This is a genomic window from Vibrio lamellibrachiae (assembly GCF_050337265.1).
Lineage (GTDB): Bacteria > Pseudomonadota > Gammaproteobacteria > Enterobacterales > Vibrionaceae > Vibrio > Vibrio kyushuensis.
The window spans coordinates 615,139-640,012 of the sequence record NZ_JAKJSU010000004.1; the positions used below are offsets into that span (position 1 = coordinate 615,139).

Below are 24,874 nucleotides of genomic sequence, written 5' to 3' on the forward strand. Positions count from 1 at the left end.
AAAATAGACTCTTACGCAGAAATAGCTCACTTAAAAAGTACTAAGAACAACAATAGGATTTTTAATGTTCTCAGGGATGATCTTTATATTTGCCCCACTTTTTGTGGGGTATTTAATTTCCATATCGAAAACTAATACTCTCAGTGTTATTAATAAAATGACGTCATATCTTATTTACGTCATTTTGTTTTTAATGGGGCTAAGCCTCGCAGCACTAGATAACTTAGGGCAAAACCTGCAATTAATTATAAAGTTCACTGCAACCTTCTTTATCTGTATCAGCTTATGTAATCTGGCAGTATTACCATTTGTAGACCGATTATTTCCAATTCATACCAATAATAAAACGTCCAAATTACCTTTGGCTAGCATGGCACTAGAGTCAGCAAAACTCATTTTAGTGGTCGGTGGCGGGCTCATTGTCGGCCTATTGGGATTAATGAGCCTTCACTGGGTAGATACTGCCAGTGAATGGATTTTATTCCTTTTGCTGTTTTTCATCGGTATCCAACTAAGAAATAGTGGATTGACATTACGACAAATTCTTATCAATAAGCAGGGAATGATCATCGCCTTGGTTATTATTATTACTTCATTAATAGGTGGAGTGATCGCTTCCTACATACTGGATATTGATCTCTTTAAAGCGCTTGCTATGGCATCAGGATTCGGTTGGTACTCGTTATCTGGTATTTTGATGGGTGATGCCTTTGGTCCTGTCTATGGTGGTGCCTCTTTCATGCTAGAGCTACTAAGAGAACTTGTAGCTCTGATTATGATTCCACTGTTAATTCGTTCAAAACCCTGTACCTCCATCGGCTATGCTGGTGCAACCGCTATGGACTTTACCTTACCTGTTATTCAGTCAACAGGTGGTGTAAGGTGTGTGCCGATTGCCATAGTTAGTGGCTTTATTCTCAGCCTACTTGTTCCAATACTTATGCTGTTCTTCGTTTCTTTAGCTGCGTAGCAGTAAACTGAAGATTAACAGCCAAAACTATAAGCACGAAAAAGTGCGATTAAAGGACTTATCATGAAACGCATTGTGATTGCTGCATTACTAACATTATCTTCGGGCTCAGTCTTTGCTGCTAGCTCTCAGTGTCTTACAGACAAGTACGACGCTTATATTGATGCATCACTAACTTGGTACCAAGATCTTACTGACCTAACGTCAGAACGTTATCCAGAACTAAAAGAAGTAAGCCAATGGTTCTTAGATGGTCGTAAAAATCATTTTGAATTAAACCGAGCGGCTGTTCATTACTATCTAGAAAATGACACTTCAAAAATCGCGTCAGGACAGTCCGTTGAAGCTTGGTTACAACTAGAACAACACGATGTAAAAGAGCTTTCAGAGCGTGATGATGAATTAGGGAAAGCAGCAAAGCTCACCTTTAGTGATCGTCAAAGCACACCTCATGAAAAGAACTACGAGCTTCGCTCGGCCTTTGCTGATTTACTCAGTCACCCAAAACAAATCGATAGCGTTTTGCAAAAATACAATCAATCCATAAGTACTCTAGAAGAGATGGATTGCGAGTAATTCAGCTCGTGTTAATTGAAAAATATGCACACTAAATTAAGACGGGACATTAGTTCCGTTTTCGTTTAAATTGTGCCGTTCGCAATGGAAATTAGAAAAATAACGTAGCGGTATGGGATCAGAACAAAAAACAGTTGATGTAAACTTCGATAGTTTACTTCGCATATTTACGGTACCAGAAGGGCCAGATTCAACGTTAACTAAAATCGAGGATGGTCTCTCAAGAAACCTGAATCAATTTTTGCGTAAACATATCGTTGCCGAAGAGAAACCTCTTAGAGATATTGAAAAAGACTTCTCTAACCCCGTGATTCCGGAACAACCAGAATTCGTCTCGGATCATACTCAGCACTTGCTCGACACTTTAGTTGCGCAGTCTGTCCATACGTCCGCACCTAGCTTCATTGGGCACATGACTTCTGCACTACCCTACTTTTTGATGCCGCTGTCAAAAATCATGATTGCGCTTAATCAAAATCTAGTCAAAATTGAAACATCTAAAGCTTTCACGCCACTAGAACGTCAAGTTTTAGGCATGCTTCACCGCCTTATTTATAGCCAAGATGAAGCCTTCTATTCTCGCTGGATGCACAGTGCTGGCCACTCGCTTGGCGCATTCTGCTCTGGCGGAACGATCGCGAATATCACTGCACTTTGGGTTGCCCGTAACAATGCACTAAAAGCACAAGGTGAATTTAAAGGCGTTGAAAAAGAAGGGCTGTTTAAAGCCATGAAGCACTATGGCTACGAAGGGCTAGCGATATTGGTTTCAGACCGTGGTCATTACTCACTTAAAAAAGCGGCAGATACACTGGGGATCGGACAAGAGAGTCTAATTTCCATTAAAAGTGATGAAAACAATCGCCTATGCCCCGCTGATTTAAAAGCGAAATTCGCTCAGCTTAAACAGCAGAATATTAAAGTATTTGCAGTCATTGGTGTCGCAGGTACAACAGAAACAGGCAGTATTGACCCTCTAAAAGCCATCGCTGAGATTTGTATTGAAGAGAAATGCCATTTCCACGTCGATGCAGCTTGGGGCGGCGCGACTCTCATGTCGAATAATCATCGCCCGAAACTTGATGGTATCGAATTGGCTGACTCAGTGACTATTGATGCCCACAAGCAGCTTTATATCCCTATGGGCGCTGGTATGGTGTTATTCAAAAAACCTGATGCAATGAGCTCAATTGAGCATCACGCTCAATATATTCTACGTAAAGGATCCAAAGATTTAGGCACGCATACTCTTGAAGGCTCCCGTTCAGGAATGGCTATGTTGGTGTATGCGAGCATGCACATTATTAGCCGCCCAGGTTATGAGCTTCTCATTGATCAAAGTATTGAAAAAGCAAAGTACTTTGCAAACCTCATCGATGAGCAAGACGACTTCCAACTCGTGTCTAAGCCGGAGTTGTGTCTTCTGACCTATCGCTATATGCCATCAAAGGTAGATGCTGCATTTAGAGCTGCATCTAAAGAACAAGCGCTGAAGCTAAACGAGTTGCTCAATGAGCTCACAAAGTTCATCCAAAAACGGCAACGCGAAACGGGTAAATCTTTTGTGTCACGTACTCGTCTAAATCCCAAAGAGATGCACGACCTCAATACAATTGTATTCCGTGTCGTACTCGCTAACCCACTAACAACTTATGACATCCTAGAGGCCATTCTTTGCGAGCAAAGAGAAATAGCGAAGCAAGCACCTAAATTGATGAATCAAATCAATTTATTGACAGAGAAAATATGTCAAACTAAATCTTAGCTTGTTTCCAAAATGAAAATTTATTTCTATTTATTGTCGCTATTTTGTCAGAATTGACGGTTATTTAGCCCAAAGACTCAAATTTACTTTAAATTTTATTCAAAAATTGAAATTTAGTTTGAGGTTTGTCATATTCTCACCAATTGTAAGCAAGTAAACCTTTTGCTTAGGTTTATACTAAATTTATGGCGCTGAACTATTATTTTTGATTGTGATCGTAAGATTACACCCTTAGACGGGAATATGATCAGCTGGATGTTCTCTAGCCCTCGTGAACACTATGAACACATTAGAAAAAATACAAAAAAATCTAGAAAATTTCAGCAAATCTGAGCGCAAAGTGGCCGAAGTTATTATGGCTTCCCCACAAACTGCGATTCACTCTAGTATTGCTACGCTTGCAAAAATGGCGGACGTTAGTGAACCAACCGTTAACCGCTTTTGTCGTCGATTAGACACGAAAGGTTTTCCAGACTTTAAGCTTCACTTAGCTCAAAGCCTTGCTAATGGAACACCTTATGTGAATCGAAATGTCGAAGAAGATGACGGCCCTGACGCTTATACGCACAAAATTTTTGAGTCGACGATGGCTTGTCTTGATGTTGCGAAAAACAGCCTTGATTCAATGCAGGTTAACCGTGCCGTTGATCTATTGACGCAGGCGAAACGTATATCGTTTTTCGGCTTAGGCGCTTCATCTGCAGTGGCTAAAGATGCTCAAAATAAGTTCATTCGCTTTAACATTCCGATCACTTGTTTTGAAGATGTTGTTATGCAGCGAATGAGTTGTATCAATAGCTCAGATAACGATGTCATTGTTCTTATCTCACATACTGGACGTACTAAAAGTCAGGTCGAGATCGCTCATTTGGCCCGTGAAAATGGCGCAACAGTTATTTCAATCACGGCTAAAGATTCTCCACTGGATAAAGCGAGCTCTCTGTCGATTACACTCGATGTCCCAGAAGATACTGATGTATACATGCCAATGGCAAGCCGTGTTGTACAGATGACGGTTATTGACGTACTCGCAACGGGCTTTACATTGCGCCGTGGCACCGGTTTTAGAGAAAACTTAAGACGCGTGAAAGACGCACTGAAAGACTCTAGATTCGATAAGATGAGTCAATACCAATAAGAAAACGGAGCATTGCGCTCCGTTTTTTGTTTCTGGTCAAATAGTTAGCCTCGTGGTTATATGAGGTTTTCTTCAATAGAGTCAGACAATATTTCGACGCTACTCAGCCTCTCATTTCGCTCTTCGCTACAACTCCCTGTACAGCTACACACTTGATTTAATATATGAATCAAACGGACCTTGGTTAATGGCAAAGGATTCCCCTTAATAGCCACAGACATAAGCGCATCTTCAGCAACCTTATCAAATGATGTTGCACAAACACCAAACTCACTCAATTCCGGTAGTTCTAGTTTGTTGAGCATCATTTGAACCCATAACACGCCGTCTTCAACATGCACGTTAGTTCTACCCGTCACTATTTGCGCCAATCGCATGTAGCGCTCAAGAACATCAGTCCGGCCAGATTCTTTGGCAACAGTAATATTCTCTTTCATCACGTGAGGGGCTAATTGCCCTGCAATCACGCTGTGAGGCGCATTAAGCTTCCCCCCAAGTGCCGAAGCTAGCCCATGAGCAGCACCTAATTTTGCATTGTTCGTGGCCATTCCACCAAGCGTTGCTGCAAACGAAAGGTCGGATCTAGCCGAATAATCATCATGGCGACACGCTGCAATCACTGAACTGGATAGTTTACGTAGCCCCTCTTCGCATATCATATCGGTTAGCGGATTAGGTTCTCCACACACATACGCTTCCATTAGGTGGGTGAACACATCCATAGCGCCTCTACCCGAAGTGTAAGCATCCGTACCATACGTTAAAGTTGGGTCAACAATCGCAACATCTGCAAGCATTTCGGGACTGCGCAGGCTCACTTTTACTTGATCTTGGCCAGAACGTAACACCGCATTACGTGTCACCTCAGAACCTGTGCTCGCTGTTGTTGGTATCGCAATAAAAGGAATGGGTTTGGTTTTCAATGGGACGTCTCTTCCAACTACTTCAACATAGTCATACACATCGCCTTGGTTAGGAATAATGGCAGCAAGCGCCTTACCCATATCTATAACACTGCCTCCACCTAAGCTCACTACCATATCAGGTTTAAACTTTCGACCTACAATCGCTGTTTCTTCGATCATGGTAATGTTGGGTTCGCCTGAGATACTGACATGTTGATAGCGCATTTTTTGCGTTTTAAGATATGAAATAATTGGAGCAGATCGAGACTGCTCTTTGCCCGTAACCAATAGCACGCTGTAGCCATATTGATTAAGAATTGATAGTGATGATTGTAAAGCTCCTTCTCCGAATATAATTCGAGTCGATGTCATGAACTGAAACATACTGCATCCCTCTGTAGTTTAAATTTGTCTTGTTTTAGCTTGCCCTTATCGTTTAGATAATTGTTTGACCCAGTGCAACTTGCTTCAAATGGCCTTGTATAAAGTGGGTGTTTTTTGCGGCATATCACGCTGTTTTAAACAGTAAGAGCCACCAAAATTGTCTCTTTTAAATTCTGATAGGAAATACCTATCAGACTAAGAGGTAATTGCTTCTTTATTTCCGTAAAAGATTGGGGCATAGTTGCTTCATCAGATTAAGGGAGAGGCTTATGTCCTAGGACATACATTTATATTCCTCCTTTACATAGAAAAATTTTAATTTGGAGTATTTGATTATGTTCGTAGTTATTTTTGGTCGCCCAGCATGCCCATTTTGTGTTCGTGCTAAAGAACACGCAGAAACATTGAAAGCACAGCGTGACGATTTTAATTATCGCTATGTTGATATTCATGCTGAAGGTATCAGCAAAGCAGATTTAGAAAAAACAGTAGGAAAGCCAGTTGAAACGGTTCCACAAATCTTTGTAGACCAAGACCATATTGGTGGCTGCGATGAGTTCGAAGCTTACGCTAAAGAGAACCTAGGTTTATTCGCTTAATTAAACGGTTCAATTTGTCAAAAACTTAACCTGTCCATGTGACAGGTTTTGTTTTATTTGCCTTATGTGAAGTAATTGCAAATTATAAAAAAACTCACTTATTTTTTTAGTTTAATCCGCTACAATTCGCTCACTTGATCCTTTTCCTTTCTGGCAACAAGAGCCACTCGTGAATATAGACGTTATACAATTGCTTGAGCAAAACCCAATCCTTTTAATCTTCGTTGCATTGGCAACAGGTTTAGCCTTCGGAAAAATTCGATTTGGCAGTTTTCAGCTTGGAAGCTCCATTGGTGTACTCATCACCTCATTAATAATGGGCCACATGGGTTTCTCATTTAATCCCGAAGCATTAACCATCGGCTTTATGCTGTTTATCTATTGTGTAGGTATTGAAGCGGGGCCTAACTTTTTCGGTATTTTCTTCCGAGATGGAAAACACTACTTCATATTAAGCTTAGTGGTACTTTCTTCTGCACTCTCTATTACTTACTTTGCATCTCATTACTTCGGACTAGATTATGGTCTGTCTGCCGGAATGATGGCAGGCGCTTTAACTGCGACACCTGTTCTGGTGGGGGCGCAGGATGCGATTAATACCGGCCTTGCAACAATTCCACGAAATATGGACCTAACACTCGTGATGGAGAATCTCTCTGTCGGCTACGCTATGGCGTATCTAGTTGGTCTTATCAGTATGATCTCTTTCGCTAAGTTATTGCCAAAGTTACAAAAACAAAACCTGTCAGACTCAGCACAGCAAATTGCCAAAGAGCGTGGCCTAGGAACATCAGGACAACGTAAGGTCTATTTGCCGATCATTCGAGCTTATCGAGTTGGTCCTGAGCTTATCGATTGGACTGGTGGTAAGAACCTGCGTGAATTGGGTATTTACCGTCAGACAGGCTGTTATATCGAACGAATTCGTCGTAACGGTATTCTAGCCCACCCCGATGGGGACGCTATTTTGCAAGTCGGTGATGAAATTGCACTGGTTGGTTTCCCTGATAGCCATGCTCGCCTCGACCCTAGCTTTAGAAATGGTAAAGAAGTATTCGACCGTGACTTACTTGATTTACGTATCGTTCAAGAAGAGATCGTTGTAAAAAGCGATAGTATGGTTGGTAAAAGACTCTCTGAGCTTAACTTATCGGAATTTGGCTGTTTCCTAAACCGCGTAGTACGGGCTCAAATTGAAATGCCGATGGATTTAGACATCGTGCTCGCTAAAGGTGATGTTCTGCAAGTGAGTGGCGAAAAAAGCCGAGTACTCGGCCTTGCTGAAAAGATTGGCTTTATCTCAATTCACAGTCAAATCGCCGACCTTCTCGCCTTCTGTAGCTTCTTCATTCTAGGTTTAATGTTTGGTTTAATTACCATGACATTTGGTCAAGTCTCATTTGGGCTTGGTAACGCAGTCGGACTATTGCTATCGGGTATCACGTTAGGCTTTTTAAGAGCGAACCACCCTACTTTTGGTTATGTTCCTCAAGGTGCGCTTAACATGGTCAAAGATCTTGGTCTGATGATCTTTATGGTGGGTATCGGTTTAAGTGCAGGTGGAAAGATTTTCGAGCACCTAACGCAAGTTGGTCCACAGATCATAGGCTTGGCCTTTATTGTCAGTGTTGTCCCTGTTGTTATTGCCTATCTCGTAGGGGCGTACATTCTTAAGATGAATCGCGCTTTGCTATTTGGTGCAATTATCGGCGCACGAACTTGTGCCCCTGCGATGGATATCGTTAACGACTACGCGAAATCAACCATTCCAGCGCTAGGGTATGCCGGAACCTACGCCATAGCGAATATTCTGATGACCCTTGCCGGGACTATTTTGATTATTCTTAGCTAACGTTGTTTGTCTGGAATTAAAAATAGCTATTCAGCAAACATAAAAAAGGCGCTCAATGAGCGCCTTCTTAGTATCTGAGTCATCCTAAATAAGGGTAAACTTAGATAGCAATAATGTCTGATTCAACCGCAGGGTTAACGTCAGCGTCGTAGTCAACGCCTTCAACACCAAAGCCGAACAGCTTCAAGAACTCTTCTTTATATTCAACGTAGTCTGTTAGTTCTTTTAGGTTCTCAGAAGTTACTTGAGGCCATAATTCACGACAGTGCTTTTGAATATCTTCACGAAGTTCCCAATCATCTAGGCGTAGACGGTTCTTATCATCGACTTCTGCTGCGCTACCATCTTCTTTATAAAGACGTTGGCTAAACATACGATAGATTTGCTCCATACAACCTTCATGTACGCCTTCTTGACGCATTTTCTTGAAGACCATTGCGATGTAAAGAGGCATAACTGGGATTGCAGAACTTGCTTGAGTCACAACAGACTTAAGAACAGCAACGTTTGCACTACCGCCAGTAACAGACAGCTTCTCGTTTAGCTCAGCAGCTGCACGATCTAGGTCCATTTTTGCTTTACCTAGTGCGCCTTCCCAGTAGATAGGCCAAGTTAGCTCTGTACCAATGTAGCTGTAAGCAACCGTTTTACAGCCATCAGCTAGAACGCCTGCTTCAGAAAGAGCACTCATCCAAAGTTCCCAGTCTTCTCCGCCCATGACGGTAACTGTGTCTTTGATCTCTTCTTCTGTTGCTGGTTCAACTGAAGCTTCAATGATTAGGTCTTTGTTGGTATCTACAGCAGTCGCTGTGTACGTTTCGCCAATCGGTTTCAGTGCTGAACGAATTAGCTCGCCTGTCTCAGGCAATTTACGTACTGGTGATGCTAACGAGTAAACAACCATATCGATTTGGCCAAGATCTTCTTTGATCAGGTCAACCGTTTTCTGTTTAGCTTCATTAGAGAATGCATCGCCATTCAGGCTTTTTGAGTACAAGCCTTCTTCACGAGCTAGCTTGTCAAACGCCGCAGCGTTGTAAAAACCGGCTGTACCTGTTTTTCTTTCAGTACCTTCTTTTTCAAAGAAAACACCGATTGTAGACGCACCGCCACCAAATGCAGCAGCAACGCGAGAAGATAGACCGTAGCCACTAGAAGAACCAACCACCAATACACGTTTTGGTGCATTTTGAATTGGACCTTGCGCTTTAGTGTAGGCAATTTGTTCTTTTACATTTGCTTCACAGCCCACAGGGTGTGTTGTGGTACAGATAAATCCACGAATTCGAGGTTTGATGATCATATTCAACTTCCTTAAAAAATCACCGCTAGAATAAAAGGTTCACGACTAAATCGCATCTAATTTCTGCAAATTTAGCGAAAATAGACAAGTGGTTGGAGCACTCAACAGTGACGCTGATTCAAATTATTGGCTTACAAACGGTTTCTGACATTTTACCCAATAAAAAAGGCCTCTTTTGAGAGGCCTTTGACAATTTTCATTTCTTGACGTTAATTATGCAACGCTATTGAGTTTAGGCTGATTATTTTTCGATGTTCTTACTTCACTAAAATCGTGGCTGAAGTCATCGACTTGAATCGCTTTATAGCGGAGTCTATCAGCCGCAACAATGGTATCTACCTCTTCTTGAGTCAGAACATCGGCGGCAAGAGCTTGAGCAAGTCTTTCATTTAGTGGCCCTTTACGAACAACTGTGCCAGCTTTCACCGCTTTGTTCATCTTTCTTTCTAGGCTCTTAATGTCGTACATCGCTAGGAAAGCTTTTTCCATCAAGCCAACACTGTCATCTTCACTGTCACCGACGTAACATAAATGAGTCAGACGGTCTCGACAAGCTCCTGGAGTCATCACGCTTTCAGCAAGTTTCACCGCTAGCTCATCGCTTGGTTTCTCAAAGTGGTTACCCAGTGGGAACACAAGCAGTTTAATGAAGCGACCCACCATTTTTTGCGGGAAGTTACGGTAGGTTTCTTGTAGCGATTTAGCGCCTTCATGGAAACAGTGCTGAACCGCATAATGCACATAATCAAGATCTTGCTGCTGGCGGCCTTCATCTTCGTATTTTTTCAATACCGCTGATGCCATATATAGATAACTAAGACCATCACCCAAACGCGCTGAGATCATCTCTTTCCGCTTTAAGTCTCCGCCAAGGGTCAACATGGCAAAGTCGGCACTTACTGCAAGAGCGCGACTTAGGCGAGTGAGATCTTTATAGTAAACTTGTGTTGGTCCACTCATATCCGCTTTGACAAAGCGAGAGCCCGTCAATGCAGCACCTAACGCGCCAAATGTATTTCCGGTAGCGTGAGCAATGTGTTTGAACAGTAGCTTATCAAACTGTTTTGCGCCCTCTTTTTCATCAGGATTCGCCGCCGCTTCCATCTCTTTAAGCACGTATGGGTGACAACGTGTTGCACCTTGACCAAAGATCATTAAGTTACGCGTTAGAATGTTGGCACCTTCTACGGTAATCGCTACCGGTACACCAAGGTATGCAGACGTTAGATAGTTCATTGGTCCTTCTTGAATAGCGCGACCAGAGTGAATATCCATAGAATCATTAAGTATCGTACGAGCAATTTCTGTCATGTGATATTTAGCAATCGCGGTAACAATGCCCGGCTTCTCTTTCATATCCAATGACGTAGTTGTCAATGTTCGTGTTGCTTCAAGCAGGTAAGTCATACCACCGATTCGACCTAATGCTTCTGCAACCCCTTCAAATTTACCAATCGACATACCAAACTGCTTACGAACATAAGCATAAGCGCCTGTTGTACGAGAGGTTAAGTGTCCAATTGCCGTACCTAACGCTGGTAGTGAAATACCACGACCGGCTGATAGACACTCCACCAACATTCTCCAACCTTTACCCGCGTAATCTTGACCGCCAATTAACCATTCGATAGGAATGAATACGTCGTTACCACGTGTTGGACCATTCATGAAAGCAAGACCAATCGGATCGTGACGCTCACCCACCTCGACTCCTTCATGAGACGTTGGTATAAGCGCACAGCTGATGCCTAGCTCTTTTTTATCGCCAAGTAATCCGTCAGGATCATTCAGTTTGAATGCTAAACCAAGCACAGTAGAGACAGGCGCTAAAGTAATGTAACGCTTGTTCCAGTTAAGGCGAATACCCAGCACTTCTTTACCTTCATGAGTACCGTAGCAAACTGTTCCTAGATCAGGAATACCGCCTGCATCTGAACCCGCTTCAGGGCCCGTTAATGCAAAACAAGGAATATCAGTGCCATCTGCTAATCGAGGTAGCCAGTAATCTTTTTGATCTTGCGTACCGTAGTGTGAGATTAACTCGCCAGGACCCAATGAGTTGGGAACCATTACGGTTACGGCAGCACTAATACTTCGAGTCGCAATTTTGGTTACAATCGTGGAGTTCGCTAATGCAGAAAACTCACGTCCACCATATTGCTTAGAAATGATAAGCGAGAAGAAACGTTCTTTGCGCAGGTAATCCCACACATCTTTTGGCAAATCACGATCTTTTTTAGTGATTTGGTAATCGTCTAACATCGATAGGAGCGTCTCTAGCTCATTATCCATGAACGCTTGCTCATCAGCTGTCAAACTCGGTGCAGGGTAATTATGAAGCTTAGTGAAATCGGGTTTACCTGAAAACAGCTCTCCATCCCACCAGACACTTCCGGCTTCCATCGCTTCTTTTTCAGTATCAGACAGTGGTGGCAAAACTTTCTTAAAAAATTTAAAAGCCGGGTCACTTACCCATTTTCTTCTTAGAGAGCACATATTCAGATCCTTTTGTTCACGTGTTGGTGTGGTTTTTATATTTATTATTTTTCGTTTAGCTTTAGTTTAGTCAGTCGGCCGGCATCTTGGTTAGTCAGCTGCGACGCCGGCTGACAAATATGGGATAAGCAGGTCAACAACCGCTTTGGTATCTACTTTCCTACCGAAATCATTCTCAGCAATTTCCGCTAACGCTTGGCTTGATGCCAAGGTGAATACACATGTTCCTAACGTAAAATGAAGACGCCAGAACAGTGTTTCCTGAGTTAGTTTAGGGTTTGCTTTCAATATCGATTGAGTAAACAGCGACAAAACATCTTGATACCGCGTAGTAATGAACCAACGCAGATGCCCTTGTACGTCGGTATAACCGCGCCCAATCAACAGCATAAATCGGCTTGTTCCATCGGGCCTGACACTATTTAGTGAACGTAATGGCTGACGTAATGACTCAAAAACATCTGAAACTTCAAAGCGTTCTTGTGTATTTAATGATTCTAAAGACTGTTTCAACGCAGGCATAAACGCTTCGAGATAACGATCCAGTACGGCTCTAACTAACGTTTTTTTATCACCAAAATGATAATTAACCGATGCTAGATTGACGCCCGCTTTACTGGTAATCGTTCTTAATGAAGTGTCGTTAAATCCTTGCTCTGAAAAAAGCACTTCAGCCACATCGAGAATCTTATTTTTTGTATCGTTCTTGGCTGCCATTTCAATCACTCGTATTAAACACCTGTTTGAAATATACGTTTGACACAGGCAATTAACAAGCGATTAACATCACACTTATCGAAGTTGGTCCGACCAGGTGACTAAGGATTTGTTTAAGTTATTGAAAATTATAGGAATGAAAAATAGTTATATTTTTATTGTAGAAACATGGAACTGATTGGATAAAGCTCGGTCTGAATATGTGTAGTTAGCAGAGTTTTAAAGAGTTTTTCTGGCCGTCAAACTTGATTTTATACTGCTACTGCCGTTTAAGCTGCTTTTTCATATTAACTCCTATGTTTGTATCTGCCCAGAACCTGATTGTTCTGGGCTTTTTTTATTTTTCGCTCGCTAATTTGAAGCTGTGCAATATACGGATATGATGGTCAAAGGTATGCCAGAGTTGATATAATCACCGCAACTAAAACACCTGACCTTTGCAATGATCCTAAATAGCTCCCCCGTCACTCAACACCGCTTTCAAGATATAGAGTTTTTTCTCAAGCGAGACGATAAGCTCCACAGTCAGTTCAGTGGTAACAAAGCCCGAAAATTCAAACAGCTGCTCAACATAGAAGACCCAGCCATCACAACCATCATTGGCTACGGTTCAGCTCAAGCAAACTCTCTGTATTCTCTTGCCGCATTGGCTTGTATTAAAGGGTGGCAACTAGAGTTTTATGTTGATCGTATACCAAGTTGGTTAAAGCAAAAACCAACAGGTAACTATCGTGGTGCACTTGATCTAGGTGCTAAGGTCATTGCTGTGAGTGAGCAATCTCAAGAGTCTATTCATCCCAAACAGTTCATTGAGACGATTCGTAAGCCTAGTAATGACTGCATTTTCATTCCAGAAGGTGGCCGCTCTCCAATCGCTGAGTTTGGCGTTAAGGAACTGGCAGAAGAGATTTTGCTATGGACCAAATATGATTCGGACCGAAATTATGTTGTTGCGCTTCCTTCCGGTACGGGTACAACCTCACTGTATTTGAACAAGTACCTTAAGCCGCACGGAATCAATGTCGTTACATGTCCATGTGTCGGTGGTGCTGACTATCTCACGGAGCAATTTTCAGAGTTAGAAGCAGACTCTCATCCTGAAATACTAACCTTAGAAGACAAACATCATTTTGGTAGGCTATACCAAGAGGATTATCTTATTTGGCAACAATTGTTAGAGCATACCTATGTGGAGTTTGATTTGCTCTATGACCCAATGATGTGGCGCTGTTTGCTCGAACATAAGCAATACTTAAAAAATAAGACGCTGATTTATATCCATCAAGGTGGAATCTTGGGCAATGAGAGTATGCTACCTAGGTATCAACGTAAGTGGGATTAAAGCGCAACATAACAGTAGGAAGCTACGATGAAATATAAACTCATATTATTGATGGCAGTCTTTGCTAACCCTTTGAATGCTAAAATCATATCCACCCCAGGGAAAGCTATTATTGGTGTTAACGCCGCGGACATTGGTAAGCGAGTCTGCTACTACCAAGATCAAGCCTATTCTCTGGGTTCAATTCTCCAAGTCGGTGAGCATTATATGATTTGTAAAGAAGCGAATGATTTTGAAACTAATGGCGCTTTGAAGTGGGTTCCTCTAGAAACATCGACTCAAACGAAATAAAAAAAGCGCTACCAAAGTAGCGCTGTGATGCATTTCTATAGGGGGCTGCATCCAAATGAAGATAACATTTCTAAACAAGCCTCACTAAAAGCCTATGCTGTAGCAACGTCTTTTGCTTGCTCTCTTTGTTTCAAGAACGCATAACCAAAGCCAGTTACAGCTGTTCCTGCTGCTATCGCAACTAAATACATTAGGATTGGTGAAATCGCGCCAGGAATAAGCAATACAAATAGGCCGCCGTGAGGCGCCATAAGTTGCGCACCGAACAGCATTGAAAGAGCACCAGTTAATGCACCACCCGCCATACACGCCGGGATAACGCGCATAGGATCTTTCGCTGCAAATGGAATCGCACCTTCAGAGATAAAACATAAACCAAGCACAAATGATGCTTTACCCGCTTCACGCTCACTCGCTTCAAATTTATCTTTCGCAAGCCAAGTCGCAAGACCCATACCTAATGCTGGAACCATGCCCGCAGCCATGATTGCCGCCATTGGAGCATAAGTCTGTGATGCTAATAAACCAACACCAAATGTATAGGCCGCTTTGTTAATTGGTCCACCTAAGTCGAAACACATCATTGCACCAAGAATCACACCTAGCAGTACTGCATTCGCTGAACCCATGTTGTTCAAGAAATCGGTCATCGCAGACATGATGCCAGAGACCGGTCCACCAACGATGTAAATCATGACAAGGCCAGTAAACAAGCTCGCGACAAAAGGGATGATTAAAATGGGTTTAAGGGCTTCCATCGATTGTGGCAGTGACACTTTATCCGCAATCAGTTTCGCTGAGTAACCTGCGATAAAACCTGCGGCAATACCACCAAGGAAACCGGCACCTGTCGAGCTTGCTAACATGCCGCCAATTAAACCAGGGGCAAGACCCGGACGGTCAGCAATAGAGAAAGCAATAAAACCGGCTAATACTGGAATCATTAGAGCGAAGGCAGAACCTCCACCAATTGTCATCAATGCTGCGGCTAATGTGCCCTCTTCTTGGAACGCTTCGATACCAAAGATAAATGAAATCGCGATAATCAAACCACCCGCAACAACCACTGGAAGCATGTGAGATACACCAGTCATTAAGTGTTTGTACGCACCTTTCTTCTCTTCATTTGCACCAGACTGAGTTGCACTACCGCTATGTTGATATGGCGTAGCATCAACAAATGCTTTATTGATCTCCTGCTCGGTTTTTTTCAGCGCTAGGCTAGTACTAGTTCGGTACAGCTTTTTACCATTGAAACGATCAAGAGGCACTTCAATGTCCGCAGCTATGATCACAAGATCGGCTTGCTCGATATCCTGATCGGTTAGTTGATTCTTCGCACCAACAGAACCACGAGTCTCGACCTTAATACTATGGCCTAATCGAGCACTCTCTTTTTCTAACGCTTCAGCCGCCATAAAGGTATGCGCAACACCAGTAGGACAAGCGGTAATAGCAACAATCTTCGTCGTTGCTTGCGTACCCGCTTCTACATGCAAAGTCACAGCTTGGTTCGATTCAAGTACTTCCGCTTGTGTCACTGCTGATTTTAAGAATGCTACAGCATCAGTTGTGCAATCAGAAATCGTTGCTTGATGTACGCGTTTACCAATGAAGCGCGTGGTATCTACAGGCGTATTCGCTGCAATTACCACAACGTCAGCATCGGCGATCTGTTGCGTGGTTAAAGCTTGAATGTCGACAACGCTTGAATGACATTCAATGTATGCGTCATGTTCTAATGTTTCTGCTGCTTTCTTCAGTAAACCAGCGGCAATAACACTGTTGGCAACACCGCTTGGGCAAGCGGTAATGATGGCAATTTTCATAATGTTGACCCTTTTCCTTGTTGGCCTTGTAGCTAACGCTACTGGCTTATAATGTCTATCTGAGTTTGTGTTTGTAGAGTGTTTAATTGTTCTAGTGTTGGTATCCCAACTCCAACTTGCGTGACTGCTAATGCAGAAAGTGCCGTTGCGAATTGAAGTAAATCGGTTTGATTCATCTCTTGCATATGTCCCCAGCACAAGCCCGCGACCAAGGTATCCCCTGCCCCTACCGTACTAACGACTTTCATTCTTGGCGGTTTGGCTTGTAGCCATTGACCTTGGTTTAGCCACATCACACCATCAGCGCCCATTGAAACAACAACATTTTCAATATTTTTGTTCGCAAGAGCTTCGGCGGCTTGCTTACATTCGGCTGGTGTTGATAAAGAGGCTTCCATTAGTTGCGAAAGTTCTTCTTCATTTGGCTTAATCAACCAAGGCTCTGATTCAATACCAACCGCTAAGGCGCTACGGCTGCTATCAAAAATGACTTTTTTATTCAGTGAACGCAGTTTTTCAATCCAAATTGCACACTGCTCTGGAGAGATACCCGGCGGGAGGCTACCAGCGATAACAAAATAATCATGGTCTTCAGCGAGAGCGAGTAGTCTCTCTTCAAATTCAACAATCGCTTCCGCAGTCACCTCGACACCAGGAAAATTGATATCACTTACGCTGCCGGACTCTTCTACCAATTTAACGTTGATGCGAGTTGAACCTGCGACTCTAACAAAATGGTCTGTTGCACCAATCTGCTCAAAAAGCTGACAAAAAAGCTCTTGGTTATCAGTACCTAGAAAACCAGTCACAGTCACTTTCGCACCAAGTTCTGAGAGCACCTTTGCAACATTGACACCCTTGCCTGCTGCATGAAGCGATCCTTTATCAACAAGGCTAACGCTTCCACTGTTGATACAAGGAAGATGCCCGGTTAAATCGAGTGCAGGATTAAGCGTAATGGTGACGACCTTTTTCGTTTGATTGCTCATCGATTAACCCTCACCTAAGCCGGATTCAATCGCTTTTCCAATCGATGCAATCGCCTGTTTAGCATCATGACCATCGGCGGTGAACTTCAGCGTATAACCATGTTTCACGCCAAGTGAGATTACTTTCATCAAACTCTTTGCATTCACTTGCGCACTATCGCCATCAAGGTTGGCCACTTTAATGGTGGATTCAAACTTCTTAGCTTCTGCGACTAGCATTGCACCCGGCCTAGCATGCAGACCATGTGCATTCTTAATTTTGAACTCTGCACTGTGTATATTGTCACTTTCAACGTCTTGTGTTGGATGAGCGGATAACGATTCTGAATTCGCATTCTCATTGCCTGAGAACAATGACACCAATTCAGACTCTGACATTGAAAACAGAGAAGACTGCTGCTTGTTAAACACAAGATCAGTTAACTTGTCCAACACTGGTTGATGAACTTGATTGCTCGCCGAAATCGCGATTAACGCCTTAACTGGCTTACCATTGACATCTATATCTTGAGCTACTGATACAAAAGCCATTGCCGTTTTCTTAGCTGCATGATGGCCACTTACCAACCACAATCCACCACCTAAATGCGTTGGCTCTTTAGTGATAACATCAGAAACAAACTCAGCGTCAACACAGCCTTGATTTCGCAGTAAACCACTGGCAACAGCACTCATTTGAATCATGTCTGTTGCAGGAAATTGAAGCTGAATTAATGATGGAGAGAATTGAATCGACTGCTGGACATCGCCATTTAACATAGCAATGAGTTGCTGCTTTGTTTTTGCTTGTTTTAATTGCAATTCGACATCATCACCAGACAAAACATTAGTTAACTGCTTTAAAATTCCTAGATGCTCGTCTGACTGAGCGGCAATACCAATCGCGACATAGACGATATTTCCATCACCCCAATTAATACCTTTAGGGAAATGATGAAGTACCACACCAGTTTGACTAACCAAACCTCGTGTTTGAGTAGTTCCGTGAGGAATCGCAATACCATTGCCTAGGTAGGTTGAGTTTTGAGACTCACGATCGAGCATGCCCTCTACATAGCCACCTTTAACGTAACCTTTACTCGATAAGTCAGAAGCAATGGATTTAATGGCCTCAATCTTGTCGCTGAAAGACTGATTTAAAATAATGTCATTTGTTGTCAATGTGAGCATAACTGCTTGCCTCAATGTGATGCGATTTCGTAATTCGCACGCTGCTTATTTGTGTTTCGATGATTGCTGAATCGATTCAGCAATCAGTTAAAAAAAACCGACATCGTACATACCACACTCTCGATGCCATGAGGATTAAGTAAGGACTTAAACAAATATAAAAATTTGTGAACCTTGCTGAATCCTTTCAGCTTTTATACTGAATCGATTCAGCGTATAATGCAAGCCATGATGATCGTCGGTTTTTATTTATATGATCAATGACACAAAAAGGATCAGAAATGACATTAGATGAAGTTGCAAAGCTCGCTGGAGTATCTAAGACCACAGCGAGCTATGTCATTAATGGCAAAGCACAAAAGTACCGCATTTCACAAAAAACCCAGCAAAAAGTAATGGCCGTTGTTCAAGAGCATAACTATCGCCCAGATCATGCAGCCTCATCTTTACGGGCGGGTAGCAGCCGATCTTTTGGGCTAATCATTCCTGATTTAGAAAATACCAGTTACGCTCGAATTGCTAAAATCTTAGAGCAGAATTCTCGTAAAGCAGGCTATCAGATTCTAATCGGTTGTTCTGACGACGATCCTGAAACAGAAAAGAAAGTAACTGAAGCGCTTGTTTCAAGGCGTATCGATGCTCTTTTTGTTGCTAGTGCCTTACCTGATGCCAACGAGTTTTATCTTCCTATTCAGCAAGCAGGTACGCCTGTTATCGCCATAGATAGACCACTAGATGATGAACACTTTGCGTGTATTGTCAGCGAGGACTACAGCGCCGCTTTTGAATTAACGCAGTCCGTTATTGATTCGACTACTAAAACCATTGGGCTTATCGGCGCGCTACCTGAGCTTAATATTTCCAAAGAGCGTCAACTGGGTTTTGATAGTGCAGCTAATGATAAGAGTGTAAAAACCATAATCGGTTATGGCGATCACTTTAATCGACAAGATGGTTACGCACAGATAGCCCACTGGGTTGAGTCAGATACCCTTCCAGATGCGATAGTGACTACGTCATATACATTACTTGAAGGCGTGTTAGATATGTTCTCTGAACGACCAGAATTAATGGAACAGGTAAAACTCGCTACCTTTGGTGATAATCGCCTGCTCGACTTTTTACCGTTCAAAATAAACTCTCTGCCTCAACAGTTCGATTTGATCTGTGATAGCGCCTTAGAGCTTGCACTCAATGCCTCACAAAAGCGTTATAACCCAGGGGTGGAATTGGTTGCGAGGAAAATAGTGGTTCGTGCGTGAGAATCGTTCGTAGCATTTGTGAGCAGAAGTGAGGAGCGAATAATCCATACTATTAAGTGCCATTCATTGGTTGGCTCTTGTTTGAGTATTTTCGTATTAAATCATCAAGGCCTATTGGCTTGCTGTAATAGTAACCTTGGAGTAGTTGGCAACCGCTTTTCGTTAGCCACTCTCTTTGGGAGTCAGTTTCTACCCCTTCAGCAACAACAATTAGCTCAGACACCTCTGCAACTGCGAGTATTGAATGAACAACGTTATCAACTTGGTCATCCTTACCAATAAGATCAACAAAGGTACGATCAATTTTTATCTCTGTAATCGGCAATTGGCTTAAGTAGTTCATAGAACAGTAGCCGGTTCCAAAATCATCCAAAGAGATACCAAAACCAAACTGCTTTAACTCCTCCAATATCGTCTTTATTAACTCTACATCTTCTATGAGTATATTTTCAGTAATCTCTAGCGTGATAAAATGACTTTCAATGCCGACTTTTTCAGTTAACCGCTTTAAATATAACGCAAAGTCAGAAGCTAACAGCTGAACTGGTGAGATGTTCACCGACAGACCAACCGGCTTAATTAATCCCCTATTCAATCTTAAGATATCAGTGCACGCTTTTACAAAAACATATTCACCTATCGGCTCTATCAACCCTTTCAATTCAGCAATTGGAATAAACTGATCTGGAGGAATATTGCCGAGTTTAGCGTTATTCCATCGACATAACGCTTCAACAGATTTGATCTCTTCCGTTTTCGCGTCTAACTGTGGCTGATAGACAACATCAATCTCACTATTTGAAAGGGCATAAACAAGCTCATCTTCAATAGAGAACTGATATTGGATTTGCTCATTTATATCTTCGCTATAAAACAGCACAGCCCCTTTATTGACCTCTTTAGTGCGATAAAGAACTAAGTCGGCTTTACTAATTAGATCGGTTTCGTTATCGCCATCTAAAGGATAGATAGCAACCCCTACACTACTAGAGACTTTGAGCTTCACACCATTCAAGATAGTGGCACTGTCAAATAGAGCTTGAACTTCTCTCGACTTTGCTTCGATTTCTTCTCTGGTTGTTAACCCACTAAAACACACTATGAACTCGTCACCACCAAACCTTGCCGCGATGTCATTCTTACCCAGAATCGCTTGTATTTTCTCGCTAATGACAATGAGTAGAAGATCGCCAATCTTATGACCATACTGGTCGTTGACCTTCTTAAAATCATCGAGATCGACAAACATAACGGCAAGCATCGTATGCTCTCTATGACATCGAGAGATTGAATTGTCTATCTCCTGACTCAGCTTTATTCTGTTCGCTAAACCTGTGAGCGAATCGTGATGGGCGAGATATTGGAGCTCCTGCTGACTCTCTTTCAGCTTTAAAAAACTATCCTGAATTCTATTTTGAAATTCAAAAAAACGTCGATTAACGTAATTGCCAGCCCAAAGTGAAAGCCCACCAAGGAGCAGTGCGAAAATAAAACAGGTAATAAGTAGTTGGTATAACGCAATCTTCCCTTTACTAAGCAGTTCTTTCTCCTTAACCGCTAACAATGGATCTAACAGAGCTAGAGGAACTTCAGACACTAATGTCCAACCCCAACGTTCATATTGATTGATGTAAAACAGCCTATCTTGATTACCTTTCTCATCATCACTGTTAAAGAAAAAGCCCAGACGACTAGCATTAGCTTCTCCTACTTTCATTGTTTGCCAATAACGCCAAGTCTTACCAATTTTCTTTGTCTCTCGATGAGAAAGAACTAGGCCTTCGGAATCAATCACCGCGACATAACTGTCGTTTTCAAAGCGATAGCCTGAAAACCACTCAAGCAGTCCTTTTTGAATATCAGACTCAACATCTGCAACATATTCGCCAGTTCCAATGAACCAATCATAGGGCGCAAAGTATTTACCAAAGCCGATTTTCTCAAACTCTTCATCACCGTGACCCGGCTTTTTAAACCACCAGCGATAAAAAGCTTCTCCCGATTCGGCCTGAGCAATGAGATCGATATGTTCTTTTAAAATGAACTTCCCTTTTACATCTTTAAGGCCAATTTTTGATTGGCCTTCTATTTGAGGAAGTAAGGGGTGAAGTACATTAATGCCTTCCATTGTGAACATAAAAAAATAGCCTCGATCCTCATTAAATCGAATAGCTGAAAGCGCATCATAAATGTTTTTTTGAACTACAGAGGGAGCTTGATTAGTGTTTTTGGCGTAGATATTGGTTGCGATTTGATGAGCTTCCAGTATTCGAGTGTGAATGCTATTTTTAAGCACATCAACCGTCAGATTACGCTCATAGTCTAACTTTTTAACCGCGGCATCGACTCGTTGTTGAACGGTATTCTTTTGATTTTCAATATATTCTGACTCTAAGCTACCAACAAGTCGTTTAGTCTCTTTTTGGTTCCCATGGACAAGCATTACAACTAAGATACTGATAAATACACACACTAATGCAAAAGGAAAATAGCGTACGACTTTTACCAGCCTACTGTTCGTAACAACATCCATTATATAACCAAGCCTATACCTGTAAGATCACAGGTTTTGATCAGTGAAAACTCTTCTATTAGAAGGTTAGCAATTGATTGATGTTAATACTGTAAACAAATTGGAAATACTTTAGCTACATCACAAATATCCATATAACAGCCAACAATGATTAATCCAAGCTAATCAAAGCGTTGAGATTAAGATTCCAATTGCCTCTAATTTTCGACAAGGGCCTTGATTGGACGAAAGATTATCGAGAATTAACATATAGCCGAATAAAAGGCATTGTGATCTCTGGTGCCAAAGCCCTGTTAACTTTGAAAGATAATATGTTGCTTAGCGAAATATTCAGTTTTGCTAGTGCAGAACGCTATTTTACTAACCCCTTACTCGTTGAATCGAACCGCCCTTCGTTTATACATTTTTTCCACAGCTCATCAGATAAAGTTTCTACGTCCCCTATCCCCAAGGGAGAACAAGATATCCCTAACACAATTGTAGATATAACTTTGGAGCACGTTATGAGCAAATTAAGTATTGTTGTTATCACCCTAAATGAAGAAAAACGTATCGCTCGCTTGATGGACGATCTAAGCCACCAATACTTCCGTGATTTCGAAGTTATTCTCGTCGATTCAAACAGTGACGATACCACCTGTGAGATTGCTCAAACGTTTGAATCGAAACTACCGAATTTGATCGTTCATAAAATGAAGAACCGAGGGGTTAGCTTAGGCCGTAATCAAGGGGCCTCACTGGCAAATAATGAACGCCTGTTATTCTTAGACGCCGATGTAAGGCTTAGGGCTGATTTTCTAAGTGATACCTTGAACCAATTAGACAATAAAAAACTGGAAGTTGCTGGCGTCTATATGGGTTCACAAGCGCTCCCTTTAATACATAAATTAGGTTATACGCTATTTAACATCGGCCTATTCACCACACAGTTTTTTTACCCTACCGCTGTTGGCGCCTGCATTTTTTCCACCCAGCGTGCTCACAAAGAGCTGAATGGTTTTGACGAAGAGATAGTGCTGTGTGAAGACTGTGATTACGTTAAAAGAGCAAGTAAAACGTGGCGATTTCGTTTCCTAAATTCGACCTTTGGTTTTGACCCAAGACGTTTAGATCAAGATGGAATAGTAAGAACAGGATTCACCTATTTAAAAGCCAACCTTCGCCGTTTCTTTTTGGGTGAAATGAAAAAAAATGAGATGGAATACAAATTTGGCCACTATAACGAGCATTAATAGAGCGACGAACATTAATTTAGCTTACGAACAATAGTAGCGCCTGCTATCTACACATAATTGTTTTTATTAGACACGATCAAATAGTAAACATGTAAGCGGCTATTTCTGTGAAAAGTCATTTATAGGAACGAGTATATGGGAATTAATTTAGATGACTTTTGATGCATCGAGTTTAGGGTCGATAAGCCTATTTATGGGCGCTATGTTGGATGCACTGATTGGTCCAAACCTTTTTGTTCCTGGAGAGCCGTTTTTGATTGCTGCTGGCTATCAATTACACCAAGGAACATGGCTCGGCGTCGTTCTTGTATTAACTGGAGGCTGGATTGGTGATCAGGCCAGCTATTGGATAGGAAGAACGATCGGAAAAGATGCTCAACGGAAGCTTACTCGGTGGCAACCGAAATCGCGAAAGCCCTTGGCTAGAGCTAAATTATTCATGCTTAAAAAAGAACGTTCCGTCTTGATATTTTCGCGCCTTCTAGGACCGATAGCTTGGGTTGTTCCATTTTTGGCAGGAGTAAACCGAATACCTTATCAACGCTTTACTCTTCTATCTAGCATTGGGCTTATTCTCGGCGTAGGGCAGTTTATCATTTGGGGCTACTTACTGAGTTACGGTGTTGAATCCATCCCTTTTATTAGTGACATTCTCCTGTTTGCTCACGAGCACTTGTATAGTCTATTAGTCGTTGCTTCGACGCTTATATTTGTATTCATCGGCCTTTATAAAAAGTGGCGCTGGCTAGGCTTAAAGACCGGCGTTATCTTTACCATTGCTGCACTGCTCGCAAACTACAGTCATTTTTTCTTACGTGCTGATGATCTTGTTGCTAAGCTTGATCTTACCTCGCCTCAAGCCGAAGTTTCTTCAGTACAGGGGCTTTCACTCAAAGCATTTCCCGGTCGTTCTGCCGTTTATGATGCACAGGCGATCAACGTTATATACATTGGCGAAACACCTCGACCCGCCATGCTCAGTTTAGGTTGGATAGAAAATAAAACCTTTTCGAGAAATAACATTGAATGGAAGGATTACCTGAATCTGTTAAACAGTAAAACACCACCAGTATCGGATCTTTTTTGGAATGGTAAGCCACAAAACATGGCCTTTCAGTTGCCCGGAGATTTGATGAAACGCAGCCATATCAGGTGGTGGAGTGTCGGTACGTGGGAAGGTGGCGGCAAAGAACCATCAACAGGAAAGAAGGTATGGGTTGGCGCTTTAAGTTATGACAATGGCCTCCAGCTAACTCCGTACTCTGGGATTGTCACTGTTTTACATAGCATTGAACCCAACGTAGATTACGAGCGTGACCTACTCGCTCAGCAAATACAACAACTGCCAGATCATTCAATTCGTTTTAAGCTCGCCACCTCACCAATAAAGCACGATGAGGAACACGATTACTTTACAGATGGCAATATACTTATCATCGAAGGGGACATCAATGCCAAGGCTTAGCAGACTAACCTTACTTAACAAGTAAAGTAAGGTTAGGATTATCAATCTAACGT

Annotated in this window: 19 protein-coding genes; 11 read left to right on the forward strand and 8 right to left on the reverse strand. The window is 42.1% G+C overall.

Translation table 11 applies throughout. The annotated features are described in order from the left end of the window. The first annotated feature begins 64 nt into the window (after nucleotides 1-64). The 4 genes from L4C54_RS03015 to L4C54_RS03030 all read left to right on the forward strand — a co-directional run bounded on the left by L4C54_RS03015 (nucleotide 65) and on the right by L4C54_RS03030 (nucleotide 4,449). Nucleotides 65-970, forward strand: coding sequence for a LysO family transporter (locus tag L4C54_RS03015; RefSeq protein ID WP_428807038.1), 906 nt, complete (start codon nucleotides 65-67; stop codon nucleotides 968-970). 63 nt (nucleotides 971-1,033) lie between these two features. Further along, nucleotides 1,034-1,546 carry a hypothetical protein gene (locus L4C54_RS03020; RefSeq protein WP_428801575.1) on the forward strand — a complete coding sequence of 171 codons (513 nt, stop codon included), beginning with the start codon at nucleotides 1,034-1,036 and terminating at the stop codon, nucleotides 1,544-1,546. A gap of 112 nt (nucleotides 1,547-1,658) precedes the next feature. Further along, entirely contained in the window at nucleotides 1,659-3,311 is a 1,653-nt protein-coding gene (gene panP, locus L4C54_RS03025) for a pyridoxal-dependent aspartate 1-decarboxylase PanP (RefSeq protein ID WP_428807039.1), read from the forward strand. Between the two features lie 280 nt (nucleotides 3,312-3,591). Then, nucleotides 3,592-4,449, forward strand: a complete 858-nt coding sequence (locus tag L4C54_RS03030) for a MurR/RpiR family transcriptional regulator (RefSeq protein ID WP_428801573.1) — start codon at nucleotides 3,592-3,594, stop codon at nucleotides 4,447-4,449. A 56-nt stretch (nucleotides 4,450-4,505) separates the two neighbouring features. Here L4C54_RS03030 and L4C54_RS03035 read toward each other — a convergent pair whose 3' ends face one another. Then, entirely contained in the window at nucleotides 4,506-5,738 is a 1,233-nt protein-coding gene (locus tag L4C54_RS03035) for an iron-containing alcohol dehydrogenase (protein WP_428807040.1), read from the reverse strand. A gap of 335 nt (nucleotides 5,739-6,073) precedes the next feature. On the opposite strand from L4C54_RS03035, the gene L4C54_RS03040 reads away from it, so the two are divergent. Together L4C54_RS03040 and L4C54_RS03045 are read left to right on the forward strand one after the other, a co-directional pair. After that, on the forward strand, nucleotides 6,074-6,337 hold the full coding sequence (locus L4C54_RS03040) for a GrxA family glutaredoxin (RefSeq protein WP_428807041.1): 264 nt from the start codon (nucleotides 6,074-6,076) through the stop codon (nucleotides 6,335-6,337). Between the two features lie 169 nt (nucleotides 6,338-6,506). Beyond that, on the forward strand, nucleotides 6,507-8,189 hold the full coding sequence (locus tag L4C54_RS03045) for an aspartate:alanine antiporter (RefSeq protein ID WP_428807042.1): 1,683 nt from the start codon (nucleotides 6,507-6,509) through the stop codon (nucleotides 8,187-8,189). A 100-nt stretch (nucleotides 8,190-8,289) separates the two neighbouring features. Here L4C54_RS03045 and fabV read toward each other — a convergent pair whose 3' ends face one another. From fabV to psrA, 3 genes are all read right to left on the reverse strand, one after another. After that, a complete protein-coding gene (gene fabV / locus L4C54_RS03050; protein WP_428807043.1) occupies nucleotides 8,290-9,492 on the reverse strand; it encodes an enoyl-ACP reductase FabV in 1,203 nt (400 codons plus the stop codon). A gap of 213 nt (nucleotides 9,493-9,705) precedes the next feature. Further along, entirely contained in the window at nucleotides 9,706-11,988 is a 2,283-nt protein-coding gene (locus tag L4C54_RS03055; protein WP_428801568.1) for an acyl-CoA dehydrogenase, read from the reverse strand. 90 nt (nucleotides 11,989-12,078) lie between these two features. Next, entirely contained in the window at nucleotides 12,079-12,705 is a 627-nt protein-coding gene (gene psrA, locus L4C54_RS03060; RefSeq protein ID WP_428807044.1) for a TetR family transcriptional repressor PsrA, read from the reverse strand. 442 nt (nucleotides 12,706-13,147) lie between these two features. Between psrA and L4C54_RS03065 the strand changes: the two genes are divergently transcribed. Beyond that, nucleotides 13,148-14,047 (forward strand): 1-aminocyclopropane-1-carboxylate deaminase/D-cysteine desulfhydrase, encoded by a 900-nt coding sequence (locus tag L4C54_RS03065; protein ID WP_428807045.1) that lies wholly within the window; start codon nucleotides 13,148-13,150, stop codon nucleotides 14,045-14,047. 27 nt (nucleotides 14,048-14,074) lie between these two features. After that, nucleotides 14,075-14,338, forward strand: coding sequence for a DUF1496 domain-containing protein (locus L4C54_RS03070; protein ID WP_428807046.1), 264 nt, complete (start codon nucleotides 14,075-14,077; stop codon nucleotides 14,336-14,338). A gap of 92 nt (nucleotides 14,339-14,430) precedes the next feature. Here L4C54_RS03070 and fruA read toward each other — a convergent pair whose 3' ends face one another. Genes fruA through fruB form a run of 3 tightly spaced genes read right to left on the reverse strand, consistent with a single transcriptional unit; the run spans nucleotide 14,431 to nucleotide 18,326 of the window. Continuing rightward, a complete protein-coding gene (fruA, locus tag L4C54_RS03075) occupies nucleotides 14,431-16,167 on the reverse strand; it encodes a PTS fructose transporter subunit IIBC (RefSeq protein WP_428807047.1) in 1,737 nt (578 codons plus the stop codon). A gap of 38 nt (nucleotides 16,168-16,205) precedes the next feature. Beyond that, the gene (gene pfkB / locus L4C54_RS03080) at nucleotides 16,206-17,156 is read right to left on the reverse strand and encodes a 1-phosphofructokinase (protein WP_428807048.1); all 951 of its coding nucleotides are present in this window, start codon (nucleotides 17,154-17,156) and stop codon (nucleotides 16,206-16,208) included. A gap of 3 nt (nucleotides 17,157-17,159) precedes the next feature. Beyond that, nucleotides 17,160-18,326 (reverse strand): fused PTS fructose transporter subunit IIA/HPr protein, encoded by a 1,167-nt coding sequence (gene fruB / locus L4C54_RS03085; RefSeq protein WP_428807049.1) that lies wholly within the window; start codon nucleotides 18,324-18,326, stop codon nucleotides 17,160-17,162. A 281-nt stretch (nucleotides 18,327-18,607) separates the two neighbouring features. Here fruB and cra point away from each other — a divergent pair, with 281 nt between their 5' ends. Then, the gene (gene cra, locus L4C54_RS03090; RefSeq protein ID WP_428801561.1) at nucleotides 18,608-19,588 is read left to right on the forward strand and encodes a catabolite repressor/activator; all 981 of its coding nucleotides are present in this window, start codon (nucleotides 18,608-18,610) and stop codon (nucleotides 19,586-19,588) included. A gap of 52 nt (nucleotides 19,589-19,640) precedes the next feature. On the opposite strand, the gene L4C54_RS03095 is transcribed toward cra, so the two are convergent. After that, on the reverse strand, nucleotides 19,641-22,121 hold the full coding sequence (locus tag L4C54_RS03095; RefSeq protein WP_428807050.1) for a bifunctional diguanylate cyclase/phosphodiesterase: 2,481 nt from the start codon (nucleotides 22,119-22,121) through the stop codon (nucleotides 19,641-19,643). A 503-nt stretch (nucleotides 22,122-22,624) separates the two neighbouring features. Here L4C54_RS03095 and L4C54_RS03100 point away from each other — a divergent pair. Both L4C54_RS03100 and L4C54_RS03105 read left to right on the forward strand, forming a co-directional pair. Next, complete coding sequence (locus tag L4C54_RS03100) at nucleotides 22,625-23,353, forward strand: glycosyltransferase family 2 protein (RefSeq protein ID WP_428807051.1); 729 nt, start codon at nucleotides 22,625-22,627, stop codon at nucleotides 23,351-23,353. Between the two features lie 154 nt (nucleotides 23,354-23,507). After that, nucleotides 23,508-24,821 (forward strand): LssY C-terminal domain-containing protein, encoded by a 1,314-nt coding sequence (locus L4C54_RS03105; RefSeq protein ID WP_428807052.1) that lies wholly within the window; start codon nucleotides 23,508-23,510, stop codon nucleotides 24,819-24,821. The last annotated feature ends 53 nt before the right edge of the window (nucleotides 24,822-24,874 follow it).

Excerpts from the sequence above, each read along its gene's own strand:
- fabV (WP_428807043.1), bottom strand. The coding sequence starts at position 9,492 with ATGATCATCAAACCTCGAATTCGTGGATTTATCTGTACCACAACACAC.
- fruA (WP_428807047.1), bottom strand. The coding sequence starts at position 16,167 with ATGAAAATTGCCATCATTACCGCTTGCCCAAGCGGTGTTGCCAACAGT.
- psrA (WP_428807044.1), bottom strand. The coding sequence starts at position 12,705 with ATGGCAGCCAAGAACGATACAAAAAATAAGATTCTCGATGTGGCTGAA.
- cra (WP_428801561.1), top strand. The coding sequence starts at position 18,608 with ATGACATTAGATGAAGTTGCAAAGCTCGCTGGAGTATCTAAGACCACA.
- L4C54_RS03015 (WP_428807038.1), top strand. The coding sequence starts at position 65 with ATGTTCTCAGGGATGATCTTTATATTTGCCCCACTTTTTGTGGGGTAT.
- panP (WP_428807039.1), top strand. The coding sequence starts at position 1,659 with ATGGGATCAGAACAAAAAACAGTTGATGTAAACTTCGATAGTTTACTT.
- pfkB (WP_428807048.1), bottom strand. The coding sequence starts at position 17,156 with ATGAGCAATCAAACGAAAAAGGTCGTCACCATTACGCTTAATCCTGCA.
- L4C54_RS03040 (WP_428807041.1), top strand. The coding sequence starts at position 6,074 with ATGTTCGTAGTTATTTTTGGTCGCCCAGCATGCCCATTTTGTGTTCGT.
- L4C54_RS03030 (WP_428801573.1), top strand. The coding sequence starts at position 3,592 with ATGAACACATTAGAAAAAATACAAAAAAATCTAGAAAATTTCAGCAAA.
- L4C54_RS03070 (WP_428807046.1), top strand. The coding sequence starts at position 14,075 with ATGAAATATAAACTCATATTATTGATGGCAGTCTTTGCTAACCCTTTG.
- L4C54_RS03065 (WP_428807045.1), top strand. The coding sequence starts at position 13,148 with ATGATCCTAAATAGCTCCCCCGTCACTCAACACCGCTTTCAAGATATA.
- L4C54_RS03055 (WP_428801568.1), bottom strand. The coding sequence starts at position 11,988 with ATGTGCTCTCTAAGAAGAAAATGGGTAAGTGACCCGGCTTTTAAATTT.
- L4C54_RS03095 (WP_428807050.1), bottom strand. The coding sequence starts at position 22,121 with ATGGATGTTGTTACGAACAGTAGGCTGGTAAAAGTCGTACGCTATTTT.
- fruB (WP_428807049.1), bottom strand. The coding sequence starts at position 18,326 with ATGCTCACATTGACAACAAATGACATTATTTTAAATCAGTCTTTCAGC.
- L4C54_RS03035 (WP_428807040.1), bottom strand. The coding sequence starts at position 5,738 with ATGTTTCAGTTCATGACATCGACTCGAATTATATTCGGAGAAGGAGCT.
- L4C54_RS03020 (WP_428801575.1), top strand. The coding sequence starts at position 1,034 with ATGAAACGCATTGTGATTGCTGCATTACTAACATTATCTTCGGGCTCA.
- L4C54_RS03100 (WP_428807051.1), top strand. The coding sequence starts at position 22,625 with ATGAGCAAATTAAGTATTGTTGTTATCACCCTAAATGAAGAAAAACGT.
- L4C54_RS03105 (WP_428807052.1), top strand. The coding sequence starts at position 23,508 with ATGACTTTTGATGCATCGAGTTTAGGGTCGATAAGCCTATTTATGGGC.